This is a genomic window from Pseudonocardia benzenivorans CB1190, assembly GCF_000196675.2.
Taxonomy (GTDB): domain Bacteria; phylum Actinomycetota; class Actinomycetes; order Mycobacteriales; family Pseudonocardiaceae; genus Pseudonocardia; species Pseudonocardia benzenivorans.
Genome location: NC_015312.1, coordinates 3,282,912 through 3,308,163, shown reverse-complemented (window position 1 = coordinate 3,308,163; position 25,252 = coordinate 3,282,912). Strand labels below are relative to the sequence as shown.

Genomic DNA, 25,252 nt, shown 5'->3' with positions numbered 1-25,252 from the left:
GCCGTCCCGGGCCCCCCGCCGAGGCACTGGCGAACACGGACGCCAGCGGCGCAAGGCCCACGGAGTCGGCCGGGCCGCCAAATGCCGCACGTGCCACATTCATGAGGGCTCGACCCTGACGGTGCCGTCGTCGGGTCAGGCCTCGCGCACATGCCTGAGAAAACTCAGACGCACCTGCCCGTCGACCGGTGGCCGGGCGAAAGAGGGAGGCGCGAGGATGCGCGCCGAGCGAGCGGGGCCGATGGTGGCGGCGGTGGTTTGCCGGGTCCTGTTCAGGCTGGTCAAGTCCTCGACGGCAACCTCGTAAACACCCGGCGCGGGTGGCATCACGCCGGCGCGGAAGCGGGCGGTAATGACGTCCTGGCGGTGGGCCGTCACCACTGAATCGAGGCGATGTTCCCGACCGAGAAGGCGCGCGGCGGCATGCACGTGGCCCGCTGCGATGAGTCCCCGGATCCGGGTCGACGAGACGGGGCCCTCGTCGACATCGAGCAGGTCCACGATCAGCACGTCCGTGCCGTGAGCTCGGCCGATGTCGCGCAGCAGCCCGGCGTCTCCTACGGCTTTGTGACCGAACCGGAAGTTCGCCCCCACGACGATCGATCGCGCTTGCAGATCCCGCAGAAGGGTCGTCGTGACGAAGTCCGCCGGCGGGGTCTGAAGCAGCCGGGCCGAGACCGGCAGTGCGACGACGAAGTCCGCGCCGGACTCGACCAGCATCTCGACCTTGTCGTGCAGTGTGCACAACGACGGCGGTTCCTCCAACGGTCTGAGGAGCGAGGCCGGGTGACGGCTGAACGTCACGACACCCGCGGCGACGCCGAGTTCGTCGGCCTTCCTCCGAGCGCGGGAGACGAGTTCGCGGTGCCCACGGTGCACCCCGTCGAACTGGCCGATGGCCACGATCCCGGCTCGCAGAGCCGGTGGCACGTCTTCGACTCCGCTGTGGAGTCTGGCGCCGTTCGGCCCACGCAGGTCGCCGGAACTGGTCGCGCCTGCGCACCTCGGCCGGCCATCGGCGCGCGCCAGAGGGCGGAGAAAGCTCATGGCCGCTGTCCGCCGGAGGCGTACTGGTGCGAGGTGCGGGCGATCCCGGCGACGACTGCGAGCTCCTCGGCGTCGCGGGGTCCGTAGATCAGCACCATCCCCGGAGTGAGCCGGGTACCGGCGAGTGGATGCGCGACCGCCCATCCCTTCTCGACCGCGTCGGCGGCCAGGCGACCGGGTAGCGCGAGGTGCATCGAGCCGTCGTACGACGGATGCAGGTGAGCGAACTCGCCGGCCGGCACGACGAGGAAGGCGTCGGCCGGTCCGTTGCCGTCGGCGAGCATGAAGCCGCGCGCGCCGGGCACGGACAGGACCGACTGCCTGGTGGTCACCCCCGGCAGTGAGCTGAGCTCGGCGAGCAGCTGCTGCTGAATCTCGAGTGGCGCGTTGTCGGAGGTCTGCTGTTGCGGAATCGAGGTCGACACCTGGGGCCGGGGACCACGCCGTGGCGGTAGCGCTTCGAAACCCGCCCACCGGCATGAGTCGTCCGCCGCTGCGCCGTCACCGGTCGACCGCATCGCAAGGTGCGACACCCTGTCCTGGAGCCACCCTGACAAATGCGTGAGTGCCTCCGTTGCGAGTGAGTGACCGACTGCGTCCTTCCGCGCGACGGTCGGTGCGCCCGACTCGGTGGTGAGATAGCGCCAGGTCAGGTCCTGCAGGTCGCGCGGGATCACCGTGTCATCGGCGCCGTGCGCGAGGAAGATGGGCAGACCGCTGAGTCGAGCCGGTGTTGTGGGCACACCGGCGTCGAACGGAATAGTTCCACATAGGATCGCCGCGCCTGCGAACCGGCCGGGATCGTCGAGGACCAGACCACCCGCGAAGGCGGCGCCGCCGCTGAAGCCGATGAGCAACACGGGTCGCTCCGCCGACGCGACGGGCTCGAGCCAGTCGCGGAACCAGTCCATCGTTGCTCGCAACGAGTCCGGGTGGGGGCGTCCGATGCCACGATTCGCGAACCAGGCGAAGCCATGACCCTCGGCGATGGGCGCCCGTACCGCCACGTAGGCGGGGCCGATCGGAAGTTCATCGGCAAGGCCGATCACATCCCGTTCGTCCGCGCCTCGTCCGTGGAGGAGCACCACCAGAGGATCTGCAGCGTGGGGGCTCCCGCCCGTCAGAACGACCGGCGGGGGGAAGGCCGGGGCAGGGGTCATGACGCGCCGCCGATGAGTCCGCTGCCGACGGCGCCGGTGGACACCCCGGACCAACGGGCGACCTCGGCGCCCAGGTTGAGGTGGTCGACCGGAGCGAGCCGTTCGTACTCGCCCCACTCTTCGCGCGGCAACATCCACATGACCTCGAACTCGTTGCCGTCCGGGTCCGTGCCGTAGATGCTCTTGGTCGCGCCGTGGCTCGACTCGCCGGTGTATGCGCCGATCTGGGCGAGGGCGAGGCGTGCGGCCTCGAGGTCGTCGATGGTGTCGACCTGCCATGCGATGTGGTACATGCCGACGGTGCCGGGACGCCGCCGGGGAGCACCGGCGCCGAGACCGAACAGGCCGAGGTCATGGTGGTTGGGTGAGAGCCGAAGACGCAGGAACGCCGCGTTCGCCCGCGGCTCTCGCGCAACCACGTCCATGGCGAACGCAGTGGTCCAGAACGTCACGGAACGCTCGAGGTCGGAGACCATGAGCACCACGTGGTTGGCACGTAGCGCCAGGATCGGTTCCGACATTGTATCCTCCTAGGTCGGGAACTCGAGGAGCTGTACTCGCGGGAACTGCGCGTATGTGGGTGACCTCGAAATAGTGCTCACTATGTGCTCTTCCGGCGCGACGGATGCTCGGCCAGCGGCGTGACATCAATTGTCATGAATGGGAACAGCGGCAGCGTCCACAGGATCTCGTGGAGTTCGTCGGAGGACTGGACGTCGAACACACTGATATTCGAATACTTTCCCACGATGCGCCAGAGATGCAGCCAGGTACCGGCTTCCTGGAGCGCGAGTGCACGCTCCCTTTCAGCAGTGACGAGCCGGGTGCGCTCAGCGGGGTCGATCTGGCGCGGGATCGCGACGTCCATCCTGACGTGGAACAGCATCGCTAGCTCCTGGTGAAGGCGCGGACCTTGTCAGCGTCCAGCTCGACACCCAGGCCGGGTCCGTCGGGGAGGTGCAGCGAGCCGTCCGCGTAGCGCAGCGGTTCGACGAGCATCTCCTCTGCCATGAGCAAGGGCCCGAACAGCTCACTGCCCCAGGTCACCCCGGGATGTGCGCAGGCCAGATGCAAGGAGGCCACGGTGCCCACCGGGCTCTCGATCGAGGTGCCGCCATGGCACGGGATGCCGGCGGCGGCGGCGACGTCGGCAATCGCGCGTGTGGCGCGGAGCCCGCCTGACTTGGTGGTCTTGAGCGAGTAGACGTCCGCAGCGCGCATCCGGGCGAGCCGTAGCGCGTCGCCGGGGGTCCGCAGGCTTTCGTCGGCCATCACTGGAACCGGCAGTGCAGCGTTGATCTCGGTCAGCGCCTCGAGCTCCCTGGCGGGAACCGGCTGCTCGATCAGCTCGACGCCGGCGTCCACGAGTTTCGGAAGGTAGGTGAGCGACGTGAGCAGGTCCCAGCGGGAGTTCAGATCGACGCGGACTCCGGCGACGCCGGCAAGCTTCCCGGCGATCTCGCACACGCGCGCCACGTCGTCTGCGGGTTCCTGGGCACCCATCTTCAACTTGAAGCTGCGGTGCTGTCCGGTGTCGATCTTCCCGAGCGCCTCTTCGACGACGACCGGGGCCGGCTCGGTTCCCAGGGCCCAGGTAACCGGGATCGCGCGCCGACTGAGCCCACCGAGCAGCGCGTGGACAGGGACGTCGAGGCAGCGGGCCCACGCGTCGTGCAGGGCGACCTCCACGGCAGCCTTCGCGTACAGGTTCGCCGCGACAACGTCGTCGACGTCGCGTCGGATACGTGCGACGTCGTCGACGTGGCGGCCGAGGAGGACCGGCGCGACGAACCGCTCCACAACGAGCTGCATCGTCTCCACCGATTCTCCGCCCCACCACGGGCCACCGGGAACCACGCCTTCGCCGACCCCCGTGACGCCGCCCGCGACGTGGACGAAGACATACAGCACGGGTTGTGCGGTTATCGAGGTCCGAGCAAAGCGGTGGGGGCGGCGTAGCGGAATGTCGAGCAGGGCGGTCTCGACCCGATCGATCCGCAGGTCGCTCATGGTGTTCCTTCCAGGATCGGGGTGGCGGAACCAGCTTCCGGTTCTGCCTGGAGGACGCCGGCACGGTGGCTGCTCCGGCCCGGCGACGACGATCAGTCCCGTTCGAGGACGAAGTCGTACTCGGACCGGTAGGTGCCGTCCGGCAGCTTCTCGGGGTCGAGGATCAGCTCGGCCTTGGTTGCGTGCGCCACGTCGTCGTCGACGTATCGACCGCCGCTGAAGTACAGCTGCGTCGTGATGGTGCGATGCTCGGAGGCTCGCACCAGGAGGTGAAGGTGCGCCGGCCGCCATGGGTGCCAGCCAGCGGCTGCGATGAGCTCGCCAGTCGGTCCGTCGGTCGGCACCTGGTAGGGCACCGGCAGGATCGTGGTGATCTCGAACCTACCGTCGTCCCCGGTGACTATGACGCCGCGCAGGTTGCCGTCGGGCAGATGCGGGGCGAAGCCCGAGTAGAAGCCGTCGGCGCTGTTCTGCCAGACGTCGAGCTCCGCACCTGCGACCGGATTCCCGTCGACGTCGCGGACCTGGCCACTGAGCACCCAGGTCGAACCGGGCTCGTCGGGCCGGGCAGGAAGGGCCGCCACCGCCGGCAGTCGTTTCTGGTCCGGAAGGTAGTACGGCCCAAGGATGGTGCCGGGGGTGCCCTGCTGCGATCGCGCAGCGACCTCCTCGACGACGTGCTCGACGAACACGTCGAGGAACAGGGGCCACTCACCGCCCTCGCCCAGGTCCATCAGCCATCGCTTCGCGGCCTGGAACTCCGGATACGTGACCTGGTGGTCTCGGATCACGGCGTGGACGGCATCGAGGACAGCCCGAACCACGGTATTGACCCGCTCGGTGGAGGTCTGCGCCTCGCCGAAAGCGGCGGCGCTGCCCGCACGGAACGACGCGGTGGCGGACGAACCCGCGTCGGACGCGGTGGGTGACTGTTTCATGGTAGTCATCGGACTCCTCATTCCGTCGGCGGTGGCTTTCCTCGCGTGACATTGCTGGCAACGTAATTTCCGGTCCTCAGCGGGGTCGGCCCCGGGGACGGCCGGCCGCTGCCGAGATGGCTAGGAGGAGAAGAACGCGCCGACGCCGGTGGGCGGCGGTACGTGGTCTGGCACCGGGATCGCGCTCCGGACCCGGCCGTAGAAGTCGCCGAAACCCGCCCCGTGATAGACGAGTGGGCGGCGGTCGTAGACCCGGGCGGCGTCCACGTGCCCGATGAAGATCGAGTGGCTCCCGCCGGACATCCGCTCGCGGACGGTGCATTCGAAGTGCCCGAGCGCACCGCGGAGCAGCGGTACGCCGTGCCGGGTGTACTCGACATCGACCCCGTCGAACTTGTCGTCTGCCGGCTTCGCGAACTTCCTCGCGAGCCGTTCCTGGTAGTCGGCCAGGACGTTGACGGCGAACACGCCGCTCGCGGTGATGGCCTGCTCCGTCGGTACCTTTCGGTTCACGCAGATGAGCAGTGCCGGTGGCTCGAGGCTCAGTGAGGTCATCGCGCTCAACGTCATCCCGTAGCTCCGCCTACCTGCCCGCGCCGTCACCACGGTCACGCCACTCGCGAACTGACTGATCGCCTGCCGGAAATCTGATTCGTTCATCTGGTCTCCTTCCGAGGCGGCCCGCGAGCTGGTCCTCGAAGACTCCACCGCCGACGTGAAGAACGCCGAAATGCGCTAGCGGCGCAGCCCTCTGAAGAGCTTCGTCGTCGCTGTGTCGGGCCCGGTACCGAGGTCCTGCAGCGCCAGCTCGCATGACCGGTATGCGGCAAGGACACCGTCCGCGTCGCCCTTGGCGTCCGCGAGGCGCATCGCCAGGCGCCACATGGACTCTCGATAGGGGTCGAGGCGCAGGACCAGTCCCAGATGGGCGGCAGCGGCGTGGTGGTCACCCTCGGCGAAAGCCAACTCTGCGACGGAACAACGAACATCGACCAGGACCGAGTCGAGGTCGCGCCGTCGTTCCTCAGCCCACCTGCTCTTGACCCCCGCGGCGAACGGGCCGCGCGCCGCGATGTCGAGTGCGCCGAGCAGGACCCGGTACCGTGCCGTGCCTCGCAGACTCGAGGCTTCCGCCACGATCCGCTTGACATGCTCCGATTCCGACATCAGGCGTAGGTCGGAGTTGATCCGGATTTTCCGGCCGACACCTTCTACTCCGTCCTCGCCCGGCAGGATCTCCCGCAACCAGCGCACGGCCTGTCGAAGGTAGGACGAGGATGACTCCGTCCTGCGCCCCTCGAACAGTGCATCGAGGAGCTGGTCGCGCGTGGCACTGCGGTCGGGTTGGTGCGCGAGGAAGACGAGCAGCTCGGCGCTCTTCTTGATCTGTGGCCGGACGAGGCGGCCGTCCACTCGGACCTCGATCTCGCCCAAGTCCGCGATCTCGATCGAGGCCCCCACATGATGATCGAGTTCGACGTCGCGCGCGATGAGGGCGCGGCCCAGCCGATGCCAGTCGGACTCGCAGGAACTCTCCGCGTCGAGCCGCCGGGACAGCGTCGAGGGAAACAGCTCGATGGCCTGCAGCAGGCTCTGATGTGATCCTTGGCGGTCCGCGGCGTCGAGCGCAACGTTCATGGCCCGGTCGGCGGCGTGCTCATCGCCGAGCCGCCATGACGCCTCTGCCAGGTAGACGGCCGCGGCCGGGAGCATCAAGACCCGCTCGGTCGTGCGCATGCTCCGCACGGCGTGTTCCAGATGCCGGGCGGCCTGGGCCGCGTCGGCCTGCATGAGGTAGCTCAGCCCGAGCCAGGTCTCCGCCTGCTCGACGATGAACCCGTACGAGCCCCCGACAGGATGTGTCCGGAGTCGACCGAGCACCGCCTGCGCCGCGCCCGGGTCCTGGTTCAGCAGTAGTTCCAGCTCGGCCTGGATGAGGTAGCTGAACGCCTCGAGTAGCGACGAGCCGCTCGCTCGGATGCGTTCTCGGCCGTTCAGCAGCGCCCGCCAGGCTTCCGCGTGGCGGCCCTGGGCTCGGAACAGCTGAACGCTGAACAACGCCTCGGACCACACACCGACCGTCCCGGCGTCGCGTGCCTGCTCGTAGAGCGTGGCCGCCTGCTCGAGCTGCCCCATCGCGAGCCGAGCGCCGAGTTGCCAGGATCGCGCGGCGATGGCGGCCCAGCGCGATGCGGGCTCGTCCAGCATCAACGCGAGTCGCCCGCGGTAGTAGTGCGTGCGCATGATGAGGGCGTCGAGCGGACCGCCGCTCAGCGGGACACAATCACCGGTGATGTCCGGGCCGTCGGCGCCGTCGGCGCCGTCGGCGAGAAGGGTCATGCAGTAACGCATGGCATCGATCTCGAGTCCGGGTCGCGCGACGTCGAGGACCGCACGGATCTCGTTGATCCGGCCGGCGTGGAAGTAGCACCAGGCCATCGCGCTCGCGTACTTGCTGGACGACCGCGCGAGCGCGTCGCGGAGTCCGTGTTCGCGGAGCCGGTCGGCGACCGCAAGGCCACCTCCGTAGTCCTCGGTCGCGAGAGCCATCATGAGCTCGGCGCCGGCGAGTGCCTCGTTCCTCTCGGTCGGCAACGGGCCGAACCGGCTCAGCCAGCCTCGCACTATCGCGAAGTCGCCCCTGTCGACGACGGACTCGACCGCCTTCTCCGCCTGGGCGAGCGCCTCGGGCAGGAGATCCGCCTTCAGCAGCTCCTCCGTCGCCTCCTCGTACCGGTGGGCCACGCCGAGCATGATCGCGTGCCGTCGGTATATCTCGGTGACCTCCGACGCGTCGCGGCGCGCGAGCAGGGTGAGCAGATACTCGCGGAACCGGGGGTGACAGCGCAGAGTGTCCTCGTTGGCGGGTACCCACATGGCCGGGATGTGGGCCGACCGCAACGTGTGGAGGTGCCGGGCCGCCGACGACACACCGAGGGCAGCCGCCGCCGGGCCGGTCACCTCGTCCAGCACCGAGGTGCGGATGAGGAAGTCGCGCTGCTCGGGGCAGAGCTGGTCGAGGATGTGCACGGCGAGGTAGCCGTGCAGCGGATCGGCCTCGCCGTTCAGCCCGGTCGAGTGATCTCGAGAACGCCAGGCTTCGAACAGCACACCGGCGACCCATCCGCCTGTGGCGTGCACGACGGCCGGGATGTCCACGTCGCTGCGACCGAGCCGGGCCAGCGCCGATTCGGCTTCTGCGGCGGTGAAGGCGAGATCCCGCTCGTCCAGCCCGACGATCATGGCGGAGGGCATGGAGCGGAAGTCGAGCTCCTGTCTGCTCACCACGACGAGTCTCGCTCGACCCCCTAGACGAGTAAGTCCTAACGGCGTGCCGGCCCGGGACGTGACAGGAGGGTGTTGAAGATCAGTTTGTGACGACCGACCTCAACACCCTCCTGACCGCACTCTACGTCAAGATCGACGACTGGCTGGGCAAACGCACCCGCCCGGGCAGGCCACCGAAGCTCTCCGACGCCGAGCTGCTCACCCTGGCCGTGGCGCAGGTGCTGCTGGGAGTCCGCTCCGAGGCCCGTTGGCTACGGTTCGTGCCCCGGGCGCTACCAGCCGCGTTCCCGTACCTGCCGGGCCAGTCCGGCTACAACAAGCGGCTGCGCTCGGCGGTGTCACTGATCAAGCGGGTCATCCGCGAGCTGGCCGGCGACACCGACCTGTGGGCCGACCCCGTCTGGGTCGTGGACTCCACCCCGGTCGAGTGCGCCCGTTCCCGGCCCACCGCGAAACGCTCGAACCTGGCCGGGTGGGCCGGCTACAGCTACTGCCCGTCGCACTCGCGGTGGTTCTGGGGGCTGCGCCTGCACCTGGTCTGCACCCCGGCCGGACTGCCGATCACCTGGGCATTGGCCGACCCGAAGCTCGACGAACGCCAGGTCCTGATGGCCGTGCTCGACCACGACCCCACCCTCACCACCGACCGGCCCGGCCTGACCATCATCGCCGACAAGGGCTACGTCTCCCGCGAACTCGACACCTACCTGGCCGAGCGTGGCGTGGTGCTGCTGCGGCCCTCCTACCGCAACCGCACCCCACGCCCGGGCGAACACCTGCTCAAACCGATCCGCCAGCTCATCGAGTCGGTCAACGACACCCTCAAGGGCCAACTCGATCTCGAGCTGCACGGCGGACGCAGCATCGACGGCGTCAGCGCCCGGATCGGGCAGCGCCTGCTCGCCCTGACCGCCGCGATCTGGCACAACCGCGCCACCGGACAGCCCATCACCCGATCCTTGATCGCCTACGACCACTGACCGGGTTCGGACTTACTCGTCTAGGTAGCGTCCGAGCCTGCTGACGAGTTCCAGGGCGTCCGGCGAGGAGGCGATCCGTTCGGCGTTGTCGAGCACGACTGTGACCGGAAGGCTCGCGATCGTGTCGGCGAGGATGCCGGCGACCTCCGGGTGTGGGACCCCGGCACGTAGCGCCGACATCGCCTCGGACGTGTCGTGTCCCGCCTGCGCGAGCGCCGCCTGCAGGTAGGTCAGCAAGCGGCCGGGAGCGGCATCGGTCTCATCGACCGACAACCAGGCGATCGAATTGGGCGAGTCGTCGAGAGCCTGGAGTACGGCCGTTGTCTTCCCCGCGCCGGCGGTGGCGTAGACGCAGACGACCGGGTTGTCGTCGATCAGCTCCCGGAGGACCGCGGCGACCCGCGGGCGCGGGACGACGGACTCCTGCAGGCTCGGCGGCGTCACCTTGCTACGAATCAGGGAGGGACGGTTCCGATCCGACTCCGTCATCGGAACCGGTCTCGACGCCATGGTCACCTCCGCGCATCCGCTGCGCATGCACGCAGCTCCTGATCACCGGGGACAAGCGTCGCGGGGCGACGTACTCGCAGGGGCCCGGCGCCGGGGTGTCCGGCGCCGGGACCGCCGTTGAGGCGCAGTGACCCCCAGATTACGAGGTCGCCACCGCCGCCGGGAACGACAACGACTGCCCGGGCAGGAACTTCACCGCGGACTGGAACTCGAGGCCGTACCTGCCCTGGAGCTCGACGAGCAACAGGGTGAGCCGCTCCAGGGTCGCCGAGTTGGCGAGCGGCCCCGCGTCGACGGGCCGCAGGCCCGAGGCGCCGATCAGCTTGGCGACGTCGGCCTTCGCGCTCTCGTGGTCCGACGCGAGGAACACATCGACATCGCTCCCCCCGAACGACCTGGTCCTCAGCGTCGGCGCGAAGTTGGTGTTGAACGCCTTCACGACAGCAGAACCGTCCAATCGGCGCTGCAGTTCCAGACCCGCGCTGTTGCCGTACTCGGTGATCAGCCCGTCGAAGTTCGGGGTGAAGGGGTTCGAGATGTCGATGACCGTCTTTCCCCGCAGCACGTCGCTGAGGTCGACGGCGAGCCGGGTCGACACCGCGAACCAGGTCGCCAGCACTAGGACGTCCGTCCCCCGCGCCGCGGCCTCCGCCGTGGGCACGGCACTGACCTTGCCCGGTCCCCGCGACGCCAGCTCCTGAGCGGCGGCCTCGGACTTCTCGGGGTCGGAGCCGGCGATGTAGACGTCATGCCCGCCATCGGCGAAAAGACCCGCGATCGCCTTTCCCATATTCCCCGTGCCGACAATCCCGATTGTCACGTCACTATCCTTCTTTCGTCGTCTCGACCCAGCTCGCCGCCGGGTCAGGATTCCCATAAGCCGTGGGGTGTGCGCGTCAGGGTGTTCCGATGCGCTTCCATTCAGGCCAGTCCGAACTCGTCCACCCATTGAGGTCGTACTCGCTCATACATTCGTCGACCATCGAGCGGAAGTAGTTGTTCGTGCCGATGTGCTCGGCGGTGTGGTAGGTCTCCACACGGTTCCCCTCGTAGCTGCCCGAGAAGTTCCGCTCATGGACCTCCGATCGGCCGCCGAACTCCGTGGCGAATTCGTCCCATACCAATCGAATGAGCTTCACGCGCTCTTCCGCCGGAATTTCGGCGCCATTCCAGTACTTGTCCAGCCAGTGCCGGGTGGCAGGGTTCTTGAAATCCTCGGCGGAGGACGGAATCTGAATGAAGCCACCGGCCATGAGGTTGTGGAAGACCGTCCGAATCTTCGTGAAGGTGTCCCCATACATGTTCCGCCACTGCAGCGCGTAGTTCACGTTCGGATGCACGTACGGGCCGCCCCCCGGCGCAGGGTTGGGCTCCGCAGCCATCGCCGTGGCCAGGGCCCAGAGGTTGTGCCGGAGCCCGAGAACTTCACCGATCTGCGCCTGCACTCCGCGGAACGAAGAAATCTTGTTCATGTCGGCGACCTTGAGCAACAGACCGCACAGGAAGTCCAGCTTCACCGCCGTCCGGGTACAGGCGTGGAAGATGAATCGCTGGGCGAACCCGCGAGGAAAGAGACCGTTGACGACGTCGGGGTTTCGATAGGCCGTCACGTTCTCCCACGGAATCAACACGTCGTCGAGAATCACCGAGTAGTCCGACTCGTCGAAACGGCTCGACAGGGGGTAGTCGAAAGGCGTTCCATTTCGCTTCGCCATGTATTCGTACGAGTAGCGGCCGATCAGCTTGACGCCGGGCGCGTCGAACGGGACGAAGAACCCGAGCGCGAAGTCCTTGTCGTCGACACCCAGTCCGCTCGCCGGCAGGTACTGGCTGACGTAGGTGACGTTGCTGAACGCCGCGCCCGTGGAGATCATCCGTGCGCCCCGCACGATGATGCCGTCATCGCGTTCCTTGACGACGTGCATGTACGTGTCGCGCTGCTCCGCGACGGACCGGGTCCGGTCCGCAGACGGGTTGAGCAGACTCAGGTTGACGAACATGACGTCGTCGGTGATCTTCTCGTACCACCGGCGGACGTTGCCCGCGAACTCACCGTAGAAGTCCGCATCCGCAGCCAGACCGGCCACCAGAGCGGCCTTGTAGTCCGGCCCCCGCGACAGGCTCCCGTAACTCATCCGCGCCCACTCGGCGATCGCGTCGCGCGATTCGAAGAGGTCCTGCGAGGACGTGGCCATCTTGTAGAACTTGTGCGAGCGCGTCCCACGTTCGGTGACGTAGGTCAGGACCTCCTGACGGGCCGGGTCGTGGAGCGCGTCGTACATCCGCGCCACCGAGTGCGCCGTCGTGGTGAACGCAGGATGCGTCGTGACGTCGTCGACCGGCTTGCCATCGAAGTAGAAGATGCGTCCGTCGCGAAGGCTCTCCAGGTACTGGGCACCTGTCGGGGGAGGCGTCACTCCGTCGGCTGCGGGTACCCGTTCCGGGCCCGTGGCCACAGCAGGTTCCTTCGTGGTGGTCACAGTCAGATCCCTCCTTCTGCCGCCTCCACCTGATGTGATCCAGGCTTCACAGCGGGCGATGGGCAGAGGGTTCCGGTCGCCCGTAAAGCAGCGCGAAAAGTTGGCACCGATCGGTGCCCGATCGGTCGCGTCCCGCCGCCGCGTGTGCTCGGCGGGTCCGCATCGGTCCGGTCAGAGCAGCGGAACCCCTGAGCTCGCGGCGGGACGAGTCGGACGGGAAGCGTGCGGAAGATCTTGCGCAAGTGGCCTCGAGGGTCCGTGGACCGAGGAACGGCTGTGCGCCGACTTTCGCGGAGGGATGCAGGGCCCGGGGCAGCGGCGAGAACGCCTCAGGGACCTGTGCCCGTCCGGGCCGGAACCGCCGTACATGTGCATTCCGTACACCGATGAGTCCGCCGTTGTGCGAGCTGCCCGATGAAGGCACCATGCGACGCCTGCTTCGCTGGGGAACCCGGAGGTCAGGAGTCGACTTGGACGAGATCACGATCGACGACATCCCCGCGCTCACGCTGGGTGCGGGCGTGCTCGCCACCGGCGGTGGTGGCGAGCCGTTCGTGCCCCGGCTGATGGTCGAGGAGGCGCTGCGTCGGCACGGCCCGGTCCCCCTGGTGCAGCCCGGTGACCTGGACCCGGACGGGTTGTTGCTGCCGCTGGCGGTGGTCGGTGCGCCGACCGCGTTCGCCGAGCGGTTCTTCAACGGCAGCGAGCCGCGTGCCGCCCTCACCGCGCTCGAGCGCCACCTGGGCCGCAAGGGTGTCGGAGTGCTGCCGATCGAGGTCGGCGGCGGGAGCACGCTGCTGCCGATCGCCGCTGCGGCCGAGCTGGGCCTGCCGGTCGTCGACGCCGACACCATGCGCCGCGCCTTCCCGCGCGGCGAGCTCACACATTTTCACCTCGCGGGCATCTCCGCCTCGCCGATCGTGCTCGTGGACACCGCGGACAACCTGGTGATCGTCGAGGCCACGGACAACCCGACGGCAGAACGGCTGGCCCGCGCGGCCACCACGGCGATGGGGATGATCGCCGTCGGCGCCCTCTACCCGGTCACGGCGGCGCAGGCCGCCGCGCACGCCATCCACGGCTCACTGTCCTACTGCGCCGAGATCGGCCGCCACGTCCGTGCGATCCAGGAGGGCGCCGCGGACGGCTACACCGCGCTGCTCGCCGCCACCGGCGGCCGGATCGTGTTCACCGGCAAGATCGTCGACCTGAACCGGCGCACCGAGGGCGGCTGGGCACGCGGCACCGTCACCCTCGACGACCTCGACGGTGCGAACCGCACGCTGCGCGTCGACTTCCAGAACGAGAACCTCGTGGCCGGCGAGGACGGCCTTCCGCTCGTGACCACGCCGGACCTGATCAGCCTGCTCGACGTGGAGACCGGAACCCCCATGACCACCGAGACCCTCGGTTACGGGCAGCGGCTCACCGTGCTCGCGCTGCCGGCCCATCCGCGCTGGCACGAACCCGACGGCATCGAGCTCGCCGGTCCGCGGGCCTTCGGCTACGACCTCGACTACGTGCCGTTCGGAGGACACGGTGAGTGAGCTTCGGATCGGGATCGACGTCGGCGGCACGAACACCGACGCCGTCGTCGTCGACGAGGCCGGCACCATCCTGGCCGCGGAGAAGCTCCCGACGACCGCCGCCGTCTTCGAAGGCATCCGCGCCGCCCTCGACGCCGTGCTCGGTCAGGTCGACCCCGGCGCCGTCGGCCAGGTGATGCTCGGGACCACCCACCCCGTCAACGCGATCATCGGGCGGACCGGACTCGGCAGGGTCGGGGTGCTACGGGTCGCCGCGCCCGCCACGACGTCCGTGCCCCCGTTCGCGGGATGGCCCGAGGACCTGACCGCGCAGGTCCGCGGCCCGGTCGCGATCGTGCGAGGCGGCCACGGCTACGACGGCGCCCCCGCCGCCGCGCTCGACGAGGACGCGGTGCGGCTGTTCGCGAAGGACTGCGCCGGGACGGTCGACGCGATCGCCGTGACCGCCATGAGCAGCCCGGTCAACGACGAGCACGAGCGCCGGGCCGCGGAGATCGTCGCCGACGTCCTGGCGGGCACCGTCGCGGTCACCGAGAGTCGGGAGGTCGGTGGGATCGGCCTGCTGGAGCGGGAGAACTCGGCGATCCTCAACAGCGCCCTGGTCGGCATCGGCCGGACAGTGGCCGAAGGCCTGATCACCGCGCTCGGCGAGCGCGGCCTGTCGCCGGATCTCTTCCTGACCCAGAACGACGGCACGCTGCTCACCGTCGAGGAGGCGCTGCGCCGCCCGGTCCTGACGATCGGCTCGGGCCCCACCAACTCGATGCGCGGCGCCGCGTACCTCTCCGGCCTCACCGACGCCGTGGTGATGGACGTCGGCGGCACCTCCACCGACGTCGGGCTGCTGGTCGGCGGGTTCCCACGGGAGTCCGCGCTGGCCGTCGAGATCGGGGGCGTCCGCACCAACTACCGGATGCCGGACCTGATCGCCGTCGGGCTCGGCGGCGGCACGGTCGTCGACGTGTCCGGCGCGGGAGCACCGGTGATCGGACCGCGCAGCGTCGCGCACCGGTTGACCAGCGAGGCGCTCGTCTTCGGCGGCACCGTGCTGACGCTGAGCGACGTGAGCACGGCAGCCGGGCGCAGCGCCATCGGCGATCCCGCCCTCGCGCGCGTCGACCCGCCTGCGGTGCACAGGGTCCTGGCCTCGGTGGACCGGCAGATCGCCGCCCTGGCGGACCGGATCAAGGCATCCCGGGGCACGCAACCGCTGATCGCCGTCGGAGGCGGCGCGCATCTCGTCCCGGAGCACATCGAGGGGATCAGTGCGGTCCACCGGCATGAGCACGGGGGCGTCGCGAACGCCATCGGCGCGGCCATCGCCGAGGCCTCCGGCTCGGTCGACCGAACCTTCGCCTACGCCGACGGCGGTCGCGAGGCCTGTCTGGACGAGGCCCGCAGGCTCGCCGTCGAGCAGGCGGTGCGGGCGGGCGCGGACCCGGCGCGCGTGCGGATCACGATGATCACCGAGGTGCCGATGAGCTACATGCCCGGCAACAGCGTCCGGGTGCAGGCCAAGGCGGCCGGGCCACTGCTCGCCCGGCGGTAGGCTCGCGCTCCCGGAGCGGCCGAGGGCCAGGACAGGGCAGGGCCAGAAGGGGGACGTCGTGTCGATCAGGCTCCAGCGCCTCCTGTCCTCCGACGCGCTGCGGGGGCATCGGATCGTCGCGGGCCGGGGAGGGCTGACCTCGGTCGTGCACCACGTGGTCCGCGGGAGCTCCGCCGGCGGTGTGCGCGAGGCCTCGCCCGGAAGCCTGGTGGTGCTCGGTCGTGGACAGCTGCGGGTGGAGGGCCCCGAGGCGGACCTCGCGATCCGGTTCGGTGTCGGCGCGCGGATCGCCGGGCTCCTGTTCTGCGGGACAGGTGGCGAGGTCATGCTGTCGACGGCCCGGTTGGCCGACCGCCACGATCTGCCCCTGGTGCTGGTGTCCGGCAACGACGTCGACGCGCTCGTCGCGGAGCTCGAGGCCGAGACCCAGGCCCCCGAGATCGCGGCCACCCGTCGGCTGCGGACGCTGCTGCGTGCCGTCGGCCCGCACACCGAGCCGGGCGAGCTGCTGCGCCTGCTGCACGCCGAGCTGCGGGCCCCGGTCGCGCTGCTCGACGCCAACGGCCATCCGCTCGAGGGCGACCGGGCCACGGACTGGGCCGCCCTGCTGGGCGCGGCGGGCGCCGAGCTCGGCGCGGACGTCCCCGTCGCCCGGATTCTCGATGCTCCGGACGGTGCCGAGGTCGTGCTGCTCCCGGTCGTGCTGCCGCCCGGGCGACGGGCCGGGATGTGGTTCGCCGCGCTCGCCGCGGCCTCGGACGCCCTGCCCGGAGAGCAGGTGAAGGACTGCCTGGCTGTCGCGGCGCTCGCGTTCACCGCGCACCTCGCGGGCCGCTCGTTCGCCCGGGTCCATGAAGGACGCGAACGGGCCCTGCTGCTCACCGAGATCCTCGAGACCTCGCCCTTCCCCGACCGCGAGACGGTGGAACGCGCCGCCGTGCTGGGCTGGCGGCTCTCGGGCTGGCACACCGCGGTGCACCTCGCGATCACCGGGACCCGATCGGACCGCCGACCCGTGGGTGCCCTCACCGTGCTCGAGGACGCGCTGGGTCGCGCCGGGCTCCCGGTCGCGATCGTGGACCGCCCGGACGGCTGGATGTTCTGGCGTACCGAGGATGCTCCACCGGACCGCGCAGCCGTAGCGGCGCTGGTCAAGGCGGTGCGCAGCGCGCTTCTCGATCCGGCGGTCCGGGATTCCCTGGGCCGGGTGTGTGCAGGGATCGGGCTCGCGCACACCGGAACCGAGGGCATCGCCGAGTCCGCGGAGGAGTCCCGCCGGGCGGCCATGGTGGCGCGGGCCCGCGAGGTCGACGGCGCGGTCGAGCTCACCGATCCCGTCGGCCTGCGCCGGCTGCTGCACGCCTGGTACGCCCACGAGCCGGTGAAGGAGCTGGCCACCGAGGTGCTGGCGCCGCTGCGCGAGGCCGACCCGACCGACCAGCTCGGCCGCACCCTGGCCTGCTTCCTGGACCACGAGTCCTCACTCGTCACGACGGCGGCCGTCCTCGGCGTGCACCGCAACACCGTCGTGCACCGGCTCAGCCGGATCCGGGCCGCGCTCGGCGTCGACCTCGCCGACCCGGACGACAGGCTGGCCGCCCACCTCGCGACCCGGGCGGTGGTCCTGCCCGACCGCGCCGGGTCAGACGATCAGGGCGGTGATCCGGGCGGTTCGTGGCAAGGCGGAGCCGGGTCGGCACACCGGGCCTATTCGGGCCCGGCGACAAAGCGGGCAGGGGCGTCGGGGCGCCGAGACCGCGGCGAGTGATCCGTCGGACGCCCCTGAGCGCGCAGCACCCGGCCGGCACGCGCGCCGGTCACCTGACCGTCCTCGACCGCAGGCACGCCGGCGACCAGCACGTGCAGGATCCCGGTCGGTTCACCGAGCGGATCGGGGTGCGCCACGCGTTCCGGGTCGAACACGCACACGTCCGCAACCGTCCCCGGCTCGAGCCGCCCGCGCCCGGTGAGGCCGAAGCGGTCGGCGGTGACCGAGGTCGCCTTCCGGATGGCGGTGGGCAGGTCGAGCGCCCCATGTGTCCGGACGACCGTTGCCAGCAGCTCGGGGAAACAGCCGCGGTTGCGTGGGTGCCCCGGCCCGGCCGAGGGCGTGCTGTCCGAACCGATCCCGATCAGCGGATCGGCCAGGATCGCCAGCACGTCGGGCAGGGCCATCGCCTCCAGTAGCACCGTCGCCCCGGGATCCGCCGCGACCAGCCCGCACAGCGTGGTCCAGGGATCGCCGCCGACCTCGGCCAGCGTGCGCCCGCACACCCCGGGGTCCGCGTGTTGCATCAGCCGAACGCCGGCGGGATCGGCCGCCGTCCACAGTCCTTGTCCTGCGTCGGCGGCCGCGCGCAGCCGCTCCCGCGCGCACGGATCGGCGAGCAGCTCCACCAACCGGTCGGTGCCCCCGGCCGTCGCCGCGGGCGGCAGGAGCGCGACCAGGACCGTCGCCCCGCTCGTGTACGGGTAGGCGTCGCCGGCCAGGTCGATCCCGGCCTCGTGCGCGGCGTGCAGCCGGGCGAGCAGGTCCGGGGCGCCGCCGTGGTTGCGCCGGCCGGTGACCTTGCAGTGCGAGACCTGCAGCCGCACCCCGGTGGCCTCGGCGACGGCGATCGCCTCGTCGAGGGCCCGTGGGAGCCGATCGCCCTCGTCGCGCAGGTGGGTCGCGTAGATCCGCCCGTACCGCTGCGCGACGGCGGCCAGCGCGGCCATCTCGTCGGGTGCGGCGTGGCTGCCGGGCGGGTAGACCAGCCCGGACGACAGCCCGGCCGCCCCGGCGTCGAGCGCCTCCGCGAGCAACGCACACATCTGGTCAAGGGCGCCGGGGGCGAGCTCCTCGTCCATTCCGTTGGCGGTGGTGCGCAGGGCCGCGTGCCCGACCAGCGCCATGACGTTCGTGGTCGGCCGGGCCGCCTCCACCTCGTCGAGGTAACCGGCGAAGGTGCGCGGCCCGACCGGCACCCCGCACGTCAGGTCGCCGTAGATCCCGGCGAGGTGCCCGGCGGCGGCCTCGTCGAGCGGGGCGAAGGACACCCCGCAGTTGCCGACGATCTCGGTGGTCACGCCCTGCCGCAGCTTCGTCGCCTGCTCGCCACCGGCGAGCGGGACGAGATCGGAGTGGGTGTGCGCGTCGACGAACCCGGGAGCGACCACGAGGCCGTCGACGTCGACGATCCGGCGGGCGGGACCGAGGTCGCGCCCGACCGCGACGACCCGGTCCGCGGCGATCGCGACATCAGCGGTGACGGGCGGCGCACCGGTGCCGTCGTGGACGTTGCCGCCACGCAGCAGGAGATCATGCATCGGCGCCGACCCCGCCGATCGGCGCCGGTACCGAGGTCGGCTCCGACCGGGCAACCCCGATCCCGCGCACCAGGCCCGCCTTGCCCGCGACGACGTACAGCACGAATGCCGCCACCAGCGCGTTGATACTCGGGAAGCCGACCGGCACGAACGCCCCGATCAACGCCGCCGCCACCCACACGACAAGGGTGGCCGGCACCCAGCGCGGCGCCGTCTCCGGCGGGGCGCCACCCCCGCGGCTCGCGTCGAGGTCGCCGCGCCAGCGCTTGACCACGAAGTACTCGGCCAGCATCACCCCGGCGACCGGCGGGAACACGTAACCCAGCACGCCGAGGACGGTGGAGAACTGGTTCAGCACGCCGAGCGCGGCGGCGAGACTGCCGACGACCCCCAGCACGCCCGTCACCACGGCCCGGGAGGGCTTGCGCCCCGTGATCGACTCCAGGAAGGCCACCGTGCCCAGCCCGGCGCTGTAGAGGTTCCAGTCGTTGATCTTCAGCGTGGCGGCGACGATGATCAGCACACCGACCCAGCCGACCGACGACACCACGATCGCGACGACGTCGCTGGATCGGCTCGCGTGCGCCAACAGCACGCCAGCCAGGCCGATCACGTACTCGCCCAGCGTGATCCCGACGACGGTCTGCTTCACCACGTCGCCGACGCTGCGGTTGAAGCGGGTCATGTCGGGCGTGATCACCGCACCGACGATGAAGCTCCCGGCGACGATCGTCGTTCCCTGCACCAAGGTCAGCGCCGGCCCGGGTGGCGGCGAGGAGAGCAGCTCGCCGACCGGGTGCGCGGACAGCGCGCTCACCACCGACCAGCCGACGAGCACCAGGAAGATCGGGACCGTCAGGTACGCCGTCCACGCCATGGACCGGATGCCGACCACGACGATGGCCGTCACGACCAGGCCGAACACCAGCGACCAGGCCCAGCTCGGGAGTCCCCCGAAGATCGCCACCAGCCCCTCGGCGGAGACCCCGGACTGGATGCCGAACGCGATCGTCACGCTCAGCCCGACGAGGAGTCCCAACACGGCGCCGCCGGCCTGCCCGAAGCCCGTCCAGCGCGCCACCAGCGTGGTGGAAAGCCCCTCGCGCATCCCGATGACGCCGATCGCGATGGCGACGATCTCGAGGATGACCGAGCCGAGCGTGAGCGCCCAGAACGCGGTCCAGAAGTCCATGCCGAAACCGAGCGTGGCCCCGACCAGGAACTGGATCAGCGCGGACAGCTGGCCGAAGCGCTGGACGGCCAGGCCGGCCCACGATCGTCGGGCACCCGGTGGGACGCGGGTCAGGGCGTAGTCGTCGTTCGCGGTAGCCGCCATCGAAGCTCCTCGGGTCCGGAATGACGGGCACGCTACGAGTCCGGGTGAGGGAACGGGGATGGTCGGGAATCACAACGGAGGGCGGCCTGGTTGGCTGGAACATCCAATCGAGGCGCGCACCGCCTGCCCTAGCGTTCCGTGCATGGACCGTGCTCCTGCCGCAGCCCTCGAGACCGCCCGCGCGTGGATCCTCGCCGCCCAGGCCCGCGACGTCGACCGCGTTCTCGCGCACGCCGTGGACCTGGGCGGGGTGCACACCTTCGCCTCCGGCCCGGACACGAACCTGACGCTCGACGAGCTGGTCGCGCACCTGCGGGCCCATCCCCCGGTGCCGATGGACGCCGTCGAGGTCGAGGGCCGATGCCGTGGCGACGTGGCCTGGGTGTTCGGGACCGCGCAGGTGCGGCTCCCCGAGGGCCCCCCGCTCGCGATGCGGATCAGCACCGTGCTCGTCGACGAAGGGGGCTGGAAGGTCGTGCACCTGCACCTCTCCGAGGGCGTCGCGCACGAGGTCTAGACGAGTAAGTCCGAACCCGGTCAGTGGTCGTAGGCGATCAAGGATCGGGTGATGGGCTGTCCGGTGGCGCGGTTGTGCCAGATCGCGGCGGTCAGGGCGAGCAGGCGCTGCCCGATCCGGGCGCTGACGCCGTCGATGCTGCGTCCGCCGTGCAGCTCGAGATCGAGTTGGCCCTTGAGGGTGTCGTTGACCGACTCGATGAGCTGGCGGATCGGTTTGAGCAGGTGTTCGCCCGGGCGTGGGGTGCGGTTGCGGTAGGAGGGCCGCAGCAGCACCACGCCACGCTCGGCCAGGTAGGTGTCGAGTTCGCGGGAGACGTAGCCCTTGTCGGCGATGATGGTCAGGCCGGGCCGGTCGGTGGTGAGGGTGGGGTCGTGGTCGAGCACGGCCATCAGGACCTGGCGTTCGTCGAGCTTCGGGTCGGCCAATGCCCAGGTGATCGGCAGTCCGGCCGGGGTGCAGACCAGGTGCAGGCGCAGCCCCCAGAACCACCGCGAGTGCGACGGGCAGTAGCTGTAGCCGGCCCACCCGGCCAGGTTCGAGCGTTTCGCGGTGGGCCGGGAACGGGCGCACTCGACCGGGGTGGAGTCCACGACCCAGACGGGGTCGGCCCACAGGTCGGTGTCGCCGGCCAGCTCGCGGATGACCCGCTTGATCAGTGACACCGCCGAGCGCAGCCGCTTGTTGTAGCCGGACTGGCCCGGCAGGTACGGGAACGCGGCTGGTAGCGCCCGGGGCACGAACCGTAGCCAACGGGCCTCGGAGCGGACTCCCAGCAGCACCTGCGCCACGGCCAGGGTGAGCAGCTCGGCGTCGGAGAGCTTCGGTGGCCTGCCCGGGCGGGTGCGTTTGCCCAGCCAGTCGTCGATCTTGACGTAGAGTGCGGTCAGGAGGGTGTTGAGGTCGGTCGTCACAAACTGATCTTCAACACCCTCCCGTCACGTCCCGGGCCGGCACGCCGTTAGGACTTACTCGTCTAGAGGTGTGAGACCGGGCAACGGTTCCCGGACCGCACGTTGAGCTCGTTGACGCGCACCGCGATCCCGCCGCGCCACAGAGGCGCCGGCCGCGAAGCCGCCCGAGTGGCTCACGTCGCTGCGCAGCAGCGGGGCGGTTGCGGTCGCCGGGGTGACGGAGGGCCGGTCAGACGGCTGCCAACAGCAGGGCGGCGCCTGGCCGACGCCGACGCACAGTGCCGCCAGGCCGCGGCGGCCGCCCTCCCGACGGAGCCGGTTGGCCAACGTGACGGTGATGCGAGCGCCGGAGCACCCCAGCGGGTGGCCGAGGCGATCGCCCCGCCGTCCGCGTTCACGGTCTCGGGGTCCAGGCCCAGACGCCGCACGCAGGCCAGGCTCTGCGCGGCGAAGGCCTCGTTGAGCTCGACAGCGTCGAGGTCGTCCACCTGCCAGCCGGCCGGAGCGCCTTCCGCGCGGCCGGCACCGGCCCGAGGCCCATGACGTGCGGGGCGACGCCGGCGCCGGCACCGGTCACGATGCGCACGATCGGCCGCAGGCCGTGCTTCTCGACCGCCCGCTCGCCCGCCACGGCGCCTCCTCGGCGGTCTCGCCCATCGAGAGCGTCGTCAAGCTCTTTGGTCTCGGTGTGCTCCTCGGGTGCCGCGCGGTCCAGGGCCGTGAACCGGGGGTGGGTGAACCGCCGGGTCCAGGGAGGTGTCGGCGACCTCGCCCGGCTCGGCCCACGGGGTGCGTGGCTGGGGGCCGGGGACGACGTCGCCGACGGCGCGGACCCCGTCGAGGTTGGTGTGCGGTCGGGAGTCCCCCGAGACGAAGCCGCGCCGTCCATGGCCGGGCCCAAGGCCTCGTGGTCGGCGCCGCTGGTGTTCGGCCCACGCCCGACGGCGACGAGCGGTAGATCGCCCTCGATCTCCTCGCCGGAATCCAGCGAGACGGTGACGGCGAACTCGACACCGATGACACCACCGCCGGGCACGACGACACGGCGCACGACCTCGTCGTGGGCCGATGCCTGGTCGGACGTGCGAATCCGGCCACCGATCTGCAGTCCGGGAGGCTCTTCGGCTACGAGCCGGTGGCCAGGACGACGTGTCGACCGATGCAGCAGACGCCCTCGACCTCGACCGACAGCGGCCCGACGTGCAGGTACCGCCGAGAGCGTCCTTCTCCACCAGGACGACCGACGGGGCCGGCTCGGCGGCACGCAGCGCGCAGGCATGTCCGCCCGAGCCGCCGCCGAGCACGACCAGGTCCACGGTCTGCCCGAGATCACAGGTCGGCAAGTGCCGAGGTCGGGGACTCGATGGCGTCGGCGACGAAGCGCAGGAACCCGCCCGCCGTGCCGCCGTCGCACACCCGGTGGTCGAACACCAGCGACAGCTGGACGATCTGCCGGACGACGATCGCGTCGTCGACCACCCAGGGCCGTGCGATGATGCGGCCCAGGCCGAGGATGGCGACCTCGGGATGGTTGATGATCGCAGCGCTGCCGTCGACCCCGAGCACGCCGTAGTTGTTCAGGGTGAACGAGCCGGAGGTCAGCTCGGCCGCGGTCGCGGTCCCCTCGCGGGCCGCCGTGGTCAGCCTGCGGATCTCGGCGTCGAGACCGCGCATGGTCAGGCGGTGCGCATCGGAGACGGCCGGAACCACGAGGCCACGGTCGGTCTGGGCGGCCAGGCCGAGGTTGACGCCGTCGAGGTGGACGACCTCGCCGCGCTCGGTGTCCACCCGCGCGTTGAGCTCGGGGTGCCGGGCCAGACCGGCCACCACGAACCGCGCGACCATCGCCAGGACGCCTGGCGCCCGGCCGGTCGCGTTGAGCTCGAGCTGTGCGCGCAGATCCAGCAGCGCCGTCGCATCCACGTCCACCCAGGTGGTGGCCTCGGGGATCTCCGAACGGCTGCGCGACAGCGTCTCGGTGACGGCCTTGCGTAGGCCCGTGAGCGGCACCCGGGTGCGGATCGGCAGCCCGGTCCGGCGGTCCACGCCGTCCTCGGCCCTCGGTGACTGCTGCGGCTGCGCGGCGCGGGACTCACTCGCCGTGACGGTCGTTTGCGCCGCAACGGCGGACTCGACGTCCCGGCGGGTGATCAGCCCGTTCGGGCCCGTCCCGGCCAGCGTGGTGAGGTCCACGCCCGCACGACGGGCGAGTTGGCGCACGATCGGCGAGATCACCGGGGGTCGCTCGCCCGCGGGGCGGCGCCCGGGTCCGTTGGTGGCGGTGGCGGTGGCGGTGGCGGTGGCGGTGGCGGGCGTTGCCGAGCCCGTGCGCCGACGCCGCGACGGGGCGGCCTCGGACGTGCCGTACCCGATCAGGACGTTGCCCGACCCGGCTCGCTCCTCTTCCACATAGGTCTGCGCGGCCCTCGACACGCTCTCGGTGGTGACGGAGATCAGCGGCGCGCCGACGCTCAGCGTGGCGCCCTCCTCACCGTGCAGCTCTGCGATCACGCCCCCGAACGGCGAGGGCACTTCGACCGTCGCCTTCGCTGTCTCGACCTCGGCCACGGGTGCGTCGACCGCGACCGTGTCGCCGACCTCGACCAGCCACCGGACCAGCTCGGCCTCGGTGAGCCCCTCCCCCAGGTCGGGAAGGGTGAAGATCTGCGTACTCACGCCGTGACCTCCCGGCTGTCCGGCCACTGCAGGGTGTCGACTGCGTCGAGGATGCGGTCGACCCCGGGCAGGAAGTGGTGTTCGAGCTTGGGAGCCGGGTAGGGCACGTCGAAGCCGGTCACCCGGCGCACCGGGGCCTCGAGGTGGTGGAAGCAGCGCTCTCCGAGCCGGGCGGCGATCTCCGAGGCCACGGACGCGAAGCCCGGCGCCTCGGCGATCACGACGGCCCGGCCGGTGCGGCGGACCTCGGCGCAGACGGTGTCGTCGTCGAACGGCACGATCGTGCGCAGGTCCACCACACCCAGGTCGCGCCCCTCGGTCGCGGCCTGCGCCGCGGCGCCCAGCGCCACCGGCACGGACGGGCCGTAGGCGATCAGCGTCGCGTCCCGCCCGGGCCGCCGCACGACCGCCCGGCCGATCGGCAGCACGGGGGACGCGAGGTCGACGTCCTCCTTGGCGAAGTAGTGCTTCTTCGGCTCCAGGAAGATCACCGGGTCCGGATGCTCGATCGCTGCCCGGAGAAGGCCGTAGGCGTCCGCGTTCGTGGCCGGCGCGACGACGGTCAGACCCGGGGTGTGCGCGTAGTAGGCCTCCGAGGAGTCGCAGTGGTGCTCGACACCGCCGATGCCCCCGGCGTAGGGAATGCGGATGACCACCGGGACCCGCAGCCGGCCCCGGGTGCGGTTGCCCAGCTTGGCGACGTGGCTGGTGATCTGCTCGAAGGCGGGGTAGGCGAACGCGTCGAACTGCATCTCCACGACCGGACGCATCCCGTTCATGGCCATCCCGACGGCCACACCGACGATTCCGGACTCGGCCAGCGGCGTGTCGAAGCACCGGCTCTCGCCGAAGTCCCGGTGCAGCCCGTCGGTCACGCGGAACACCCCGCCCAGGGCGCCGACGTCCTCTCCGAACACGACCACCGAGTCGTCGGCGGTCATGGCGTCACGCAACGCGGTGTTGATGGCCTGGGCCATGGTCATCTTCGACA

21 protein-coding genes and 2 pseudogenes are annotated in these 25,252 nt (G+C 70.6%); 5 read left to right on the top strand and 18 right to left on the bottom strand.

The features are described 5' to 3' along the window. Positions 1–135 precede the first annotated feature (135 nt). The 8 genes from PSED_RS15605 to PSED_RS15570 all read right to left on the bottom strand — a co-directional run bounded on the left by PSED_RS15605 (position 136) and on the right by PSED_RS15570 (position 8,440). A complete protein-coding gene (locus PSED_RS15605; RefSeq protein ID WP_049803417.1) occupies positions 136–903 on the bottom strand; it encodes an FAD synthetase family protein in 768 nt (255 codons plus the stop codon). Positions 904–1,043: 140 nt separating this feature from the next. After that, on the bottom strand, positions 1,044–2,207 hold the full coding sequence (locus PSED_RS15600) for a luciferase domain-containing protein (RefSeq protein WP_013675215.1): 1,164 nt from the start codon (positions 2,205–2,207) through the stop codon (positions 1,044–1,046). After that, entirely contained in the window at positions 2,204–2,728 is a 525-nt protein-coding gene (locus PSED_RS15595) for a VOC family protein (RefSeq protein WP_013675214.1), read from the bottom strand. Before PSED_RS15595 ends, PSED_RS15600 begins: the two co-directional genes overlap by 4 nt. A gap of 80 nt (positions 2,729–2,808) precedes the next feature. Beyond that, positions 2,809–3,093, bottom strand: coding sequence for a muconolactone Delta-isomerase (locus PSED_RS15590; protein ID WP_013675213.1), 285 nt, complete (start codon positions 3,091–3,093; stop codon positions 2,809–2,811). 2 nt (positions 3,094–3,095) lie between these two features. Next, on the bottom strand, positions 3,096–4,217 hold the full coding sequence (locus PSED_RS15585; RefSeq protein WP_013675212.1) for a muconate/chloromuconate family cycloisomerase: 1,122 nt from the start codon (positions 4,215–4,217) through the stop codon (positions 3,096–3,098). Positions 4,218–4,309: 92 nt separating this feature from the next. Continuing rightward, a complete protein-coding gene (locus PSED_RS15580; protein ID WP_013675211.1) occupies positions 4,310–5,164 on the bottom strand; it encodes a dioxygenase family protein in 855 nt (284 codons plus the stop codon). Positions 5,165–5,275: 111 nt separating this feature from the next. Continuing rightward, on the bottom strand, positions 5,276–5,815 hold the full coding sequence (locus PSED_RS15575) for a flavin reductase family protein (RefSeq protein WP_013675210.1): 540 nt from the start codon (positions 5,813–5,815) through the stop codon (positions 5,276–5,278). Between the two features lie 75 nt (positions 5,816–5,890). Continuing rightward, entirely contained in the window at positions 5,891–8,440 is a 2,550-nt protein-coding gene (locus PSED_RS15570) for an AfsR/SARP family transcriptional regulator (protein WP_143770491.1), read from the bottom strand. A gap of 89 nt (positions 8,441–8,529) precedes the next feature. Here PSED_RS15570 and PSED_RS15565 point away from each other — a divergent pair, with 89 nt between their 5' ends. Beyond that, positions 8,530–9,423: an IS982 family transposase gene (locus tag PSED_RS15565; protein WP_013672241.1), complete on the top strand. Its 894-nt coding sequence runs from the start codon at positions 8,530–8,532 to the stop codon at positions 9,421–9,423. A gap of 12 nt (positions 9,424–9,435) precedes the next feature. On the opposite strand, the gene PSED_RS15560 is transcribed toward PSED_RS15565, so the two are convergent. The 3 genes from PSED_RS15560 to PSED_RS15550 all read right to left on the bottom strand — a co-directional run bounded on the left by PSED_RS15560 (position 9,436) and on the right by PSED_RS15550 (position 12,413). Continuing rightward, positions 9,436–9,867 (bottom strand): hypothetical protein, encoded by a 432-nt coding sequence (locus tag PSED_RS15560; protein ID WP_041759705.1) that lies wholly within the window; start codon positions 9,865–9,867, stop codon positions 9,436–9,438. A gap of 205 nt (positions 9,868–10,072) precedes the next feature. Then, complete coding sequence (locus PSED_RS15555) at positions 10,073–10,753, bottom strand: NADPH-dependent F420 reductase (RefSeq protein ID WP_013675207.1); 681 nt, start codon at positions 10,751–10,753, stop codon at positions 10,073–10,075. Between the two features lie 76 nt (positions 10,754–10,829). Beyond that, a complete protein-coding gene (locus PSED_RS15550) occupies positions 10,830–12,413 on the bottom strand; it encodes a 4-hydroxyphenylacetate 3-hydroxylase family protein (protein WP_013675206.1) in 1,584 nt (527 codons plus the stop codon). A gap of 470 nt (positions 12,414–12,883) precedes the next feature. Between PSED_RS15550 and PSED_RS15545 the strand changes: the two genes are divergently transcribed. Genes PSED_RS15545 through PSED_RS15535 form a run of 3 tightly spaced genes read left to right on the top strand, consistent with a single transcriptional unit; the run spans position 12,884 to position 17,277 of the window. After that, positions 12,884–13,960, top strand: coding sequence for an S-methyl thiohydantoin desulfurase family protein (locus tag PSED_RS15545; protein WP_013675205.1), 1,077 nt, complete (start codon positions 12,884–12,886; stop codon positions 13,958–13,960). Next, the gene (locus PSED_RS15540) at positions 13,953–15,509 is read left to right on the top strand and encodes a hydantoinase/oxoprolinase N-terminal domain-containing protein (protein WP_013675204.1); all 1,557 of its coding nucleotides are present in this window, start codon (positions 13,953–13,955) and stop codon (positions 15,507–15,509) included. Before PSED_RS15545 ends, PSED_RS15540 begins: the two co-directional genes overlap by 8 nt. Before the next feature lie 58 nt (positions 15,510–15,567). Beyond that, positions 15,568–17,277 (top strand): helix-turn-helix domain-containing protein, encoded by a 1,710-nt coding sequence (locus PSED_RS15535; RefSeq protein ID WP_013675203.1) that lies wholly within the window; start codon positions 15,568–15,570, stop codon positions 17,275–17,277. Here the strand turns inward: PSED_RS15535 and PSED_RS15530 are convergent. After that, positions 17,217–18,818 carry an N-acyl-D-amino-acid deacylase family protein gene (locus PSED_RS15530; protein WP_013675202.1) on the bottom strand — a complete coding sequence of 534 codons (1,602 nt, stop codon included), beginning with the start codon at positions 18,816–18,818 and terminating at the stop codon, positions 17,217–17,219. The genes PSED_RS15535 and PSED_RS15530 overlap by 61 nt on opposite strands. After that, positions 18,811–20,154 carry a purine-cytosine permease family protein gene (locus PSED_RS15525; RefSeq protein ID WP_013675201.1) on the bottom strand — a complete coding sequence of 448 codons (1,344 nt, stop codon included), beginning with the start codon at positions 20,152–20,154 and terminating at the stop codon, positions 18,811–18,813. The genes PSED_RS15530 and PSED_RS15525 overlap by 8 nt, the downstream gene beginning before the upstream one ends. A gap of 142 nt (positions 20,155–20,296) precedes the next feature. Here PSED_RS15525 and PSED_RS15520 point away from each other — a divergent pair, with 142 nt between their 5' ends. Then, positions 20,297–20,671, top strand: coding sequence for a YybH family protein (locus PSED_RS15520; RefSeq protein ID WP_041759701.1), 375 nt, complete (start codon positions 20,297–20,299; stop codon positions 20,669–20,671). Positions 20,672–20,691: 20 nt separating this feature from the next. Here PSED_RS15520 and PSED_RS15515 read toward each other — a convergent pair whose 3' ends face one another. The 5 genes and pseudogenes from PSED_RS15515 to PSED_RS15495 form a co-directional block, all read right to left on the bottom strand. After that, positions 20,692–21,585 (bottom strand): IS982 family transposase, encoded by an 894-nt coding sequence (locus PSED_RS15515; protein WP_013672241.1) that lies wholly within the window; start codon positions 21,583–21,585, stop codon positions 20,692–20,694. Positions 21,586–21,843: 258 nt separating this feature from the next. Next, positions 21,844–22,207, bottom strand: a pseudogene (locus tag PSED_RS15510) (3-oxoadipyl-CoA thiolase); the annotation flags it as partial. Positions 22,208–22,382: 175 nt separating this feature from the next. Further along, a pseudogene (locus PSED_RS15505) lies at positions 22,383–22,928 on the bottom strand (FAD-dependent oxidoreductase); the annotation flags it as partial. Further along, entirely contained in the window at positions 22,915–24,261 is a 1,347-nt protein-coding gene (locus PSED_RS15500; RefSeq protein ID WP_013675199.1) for a dihydrolipoamide acetyltransferase family protein, read from the bottom strand. The gene PSED_RS15500 and the pseudogene PSED_RS15505, both read right to left, overlap by 14 nt. After that, positions 24,258–25,244, bottom strand: coding sequence for an alpha-ketoacid dehydrogenase subunit beta (locus PSED_RS15495; protein ID WP_041761320.1), 987 nt, complete (start codon positions 25,242–25,244; stop codon positions 24,258–24,260). Before PSED_RS15495 ends, PSED_RS15500 begins: the two co-directional genes overlap by 4 nt. Positions 25,245–25,252 lie beyond the last annotated feature (8 nt).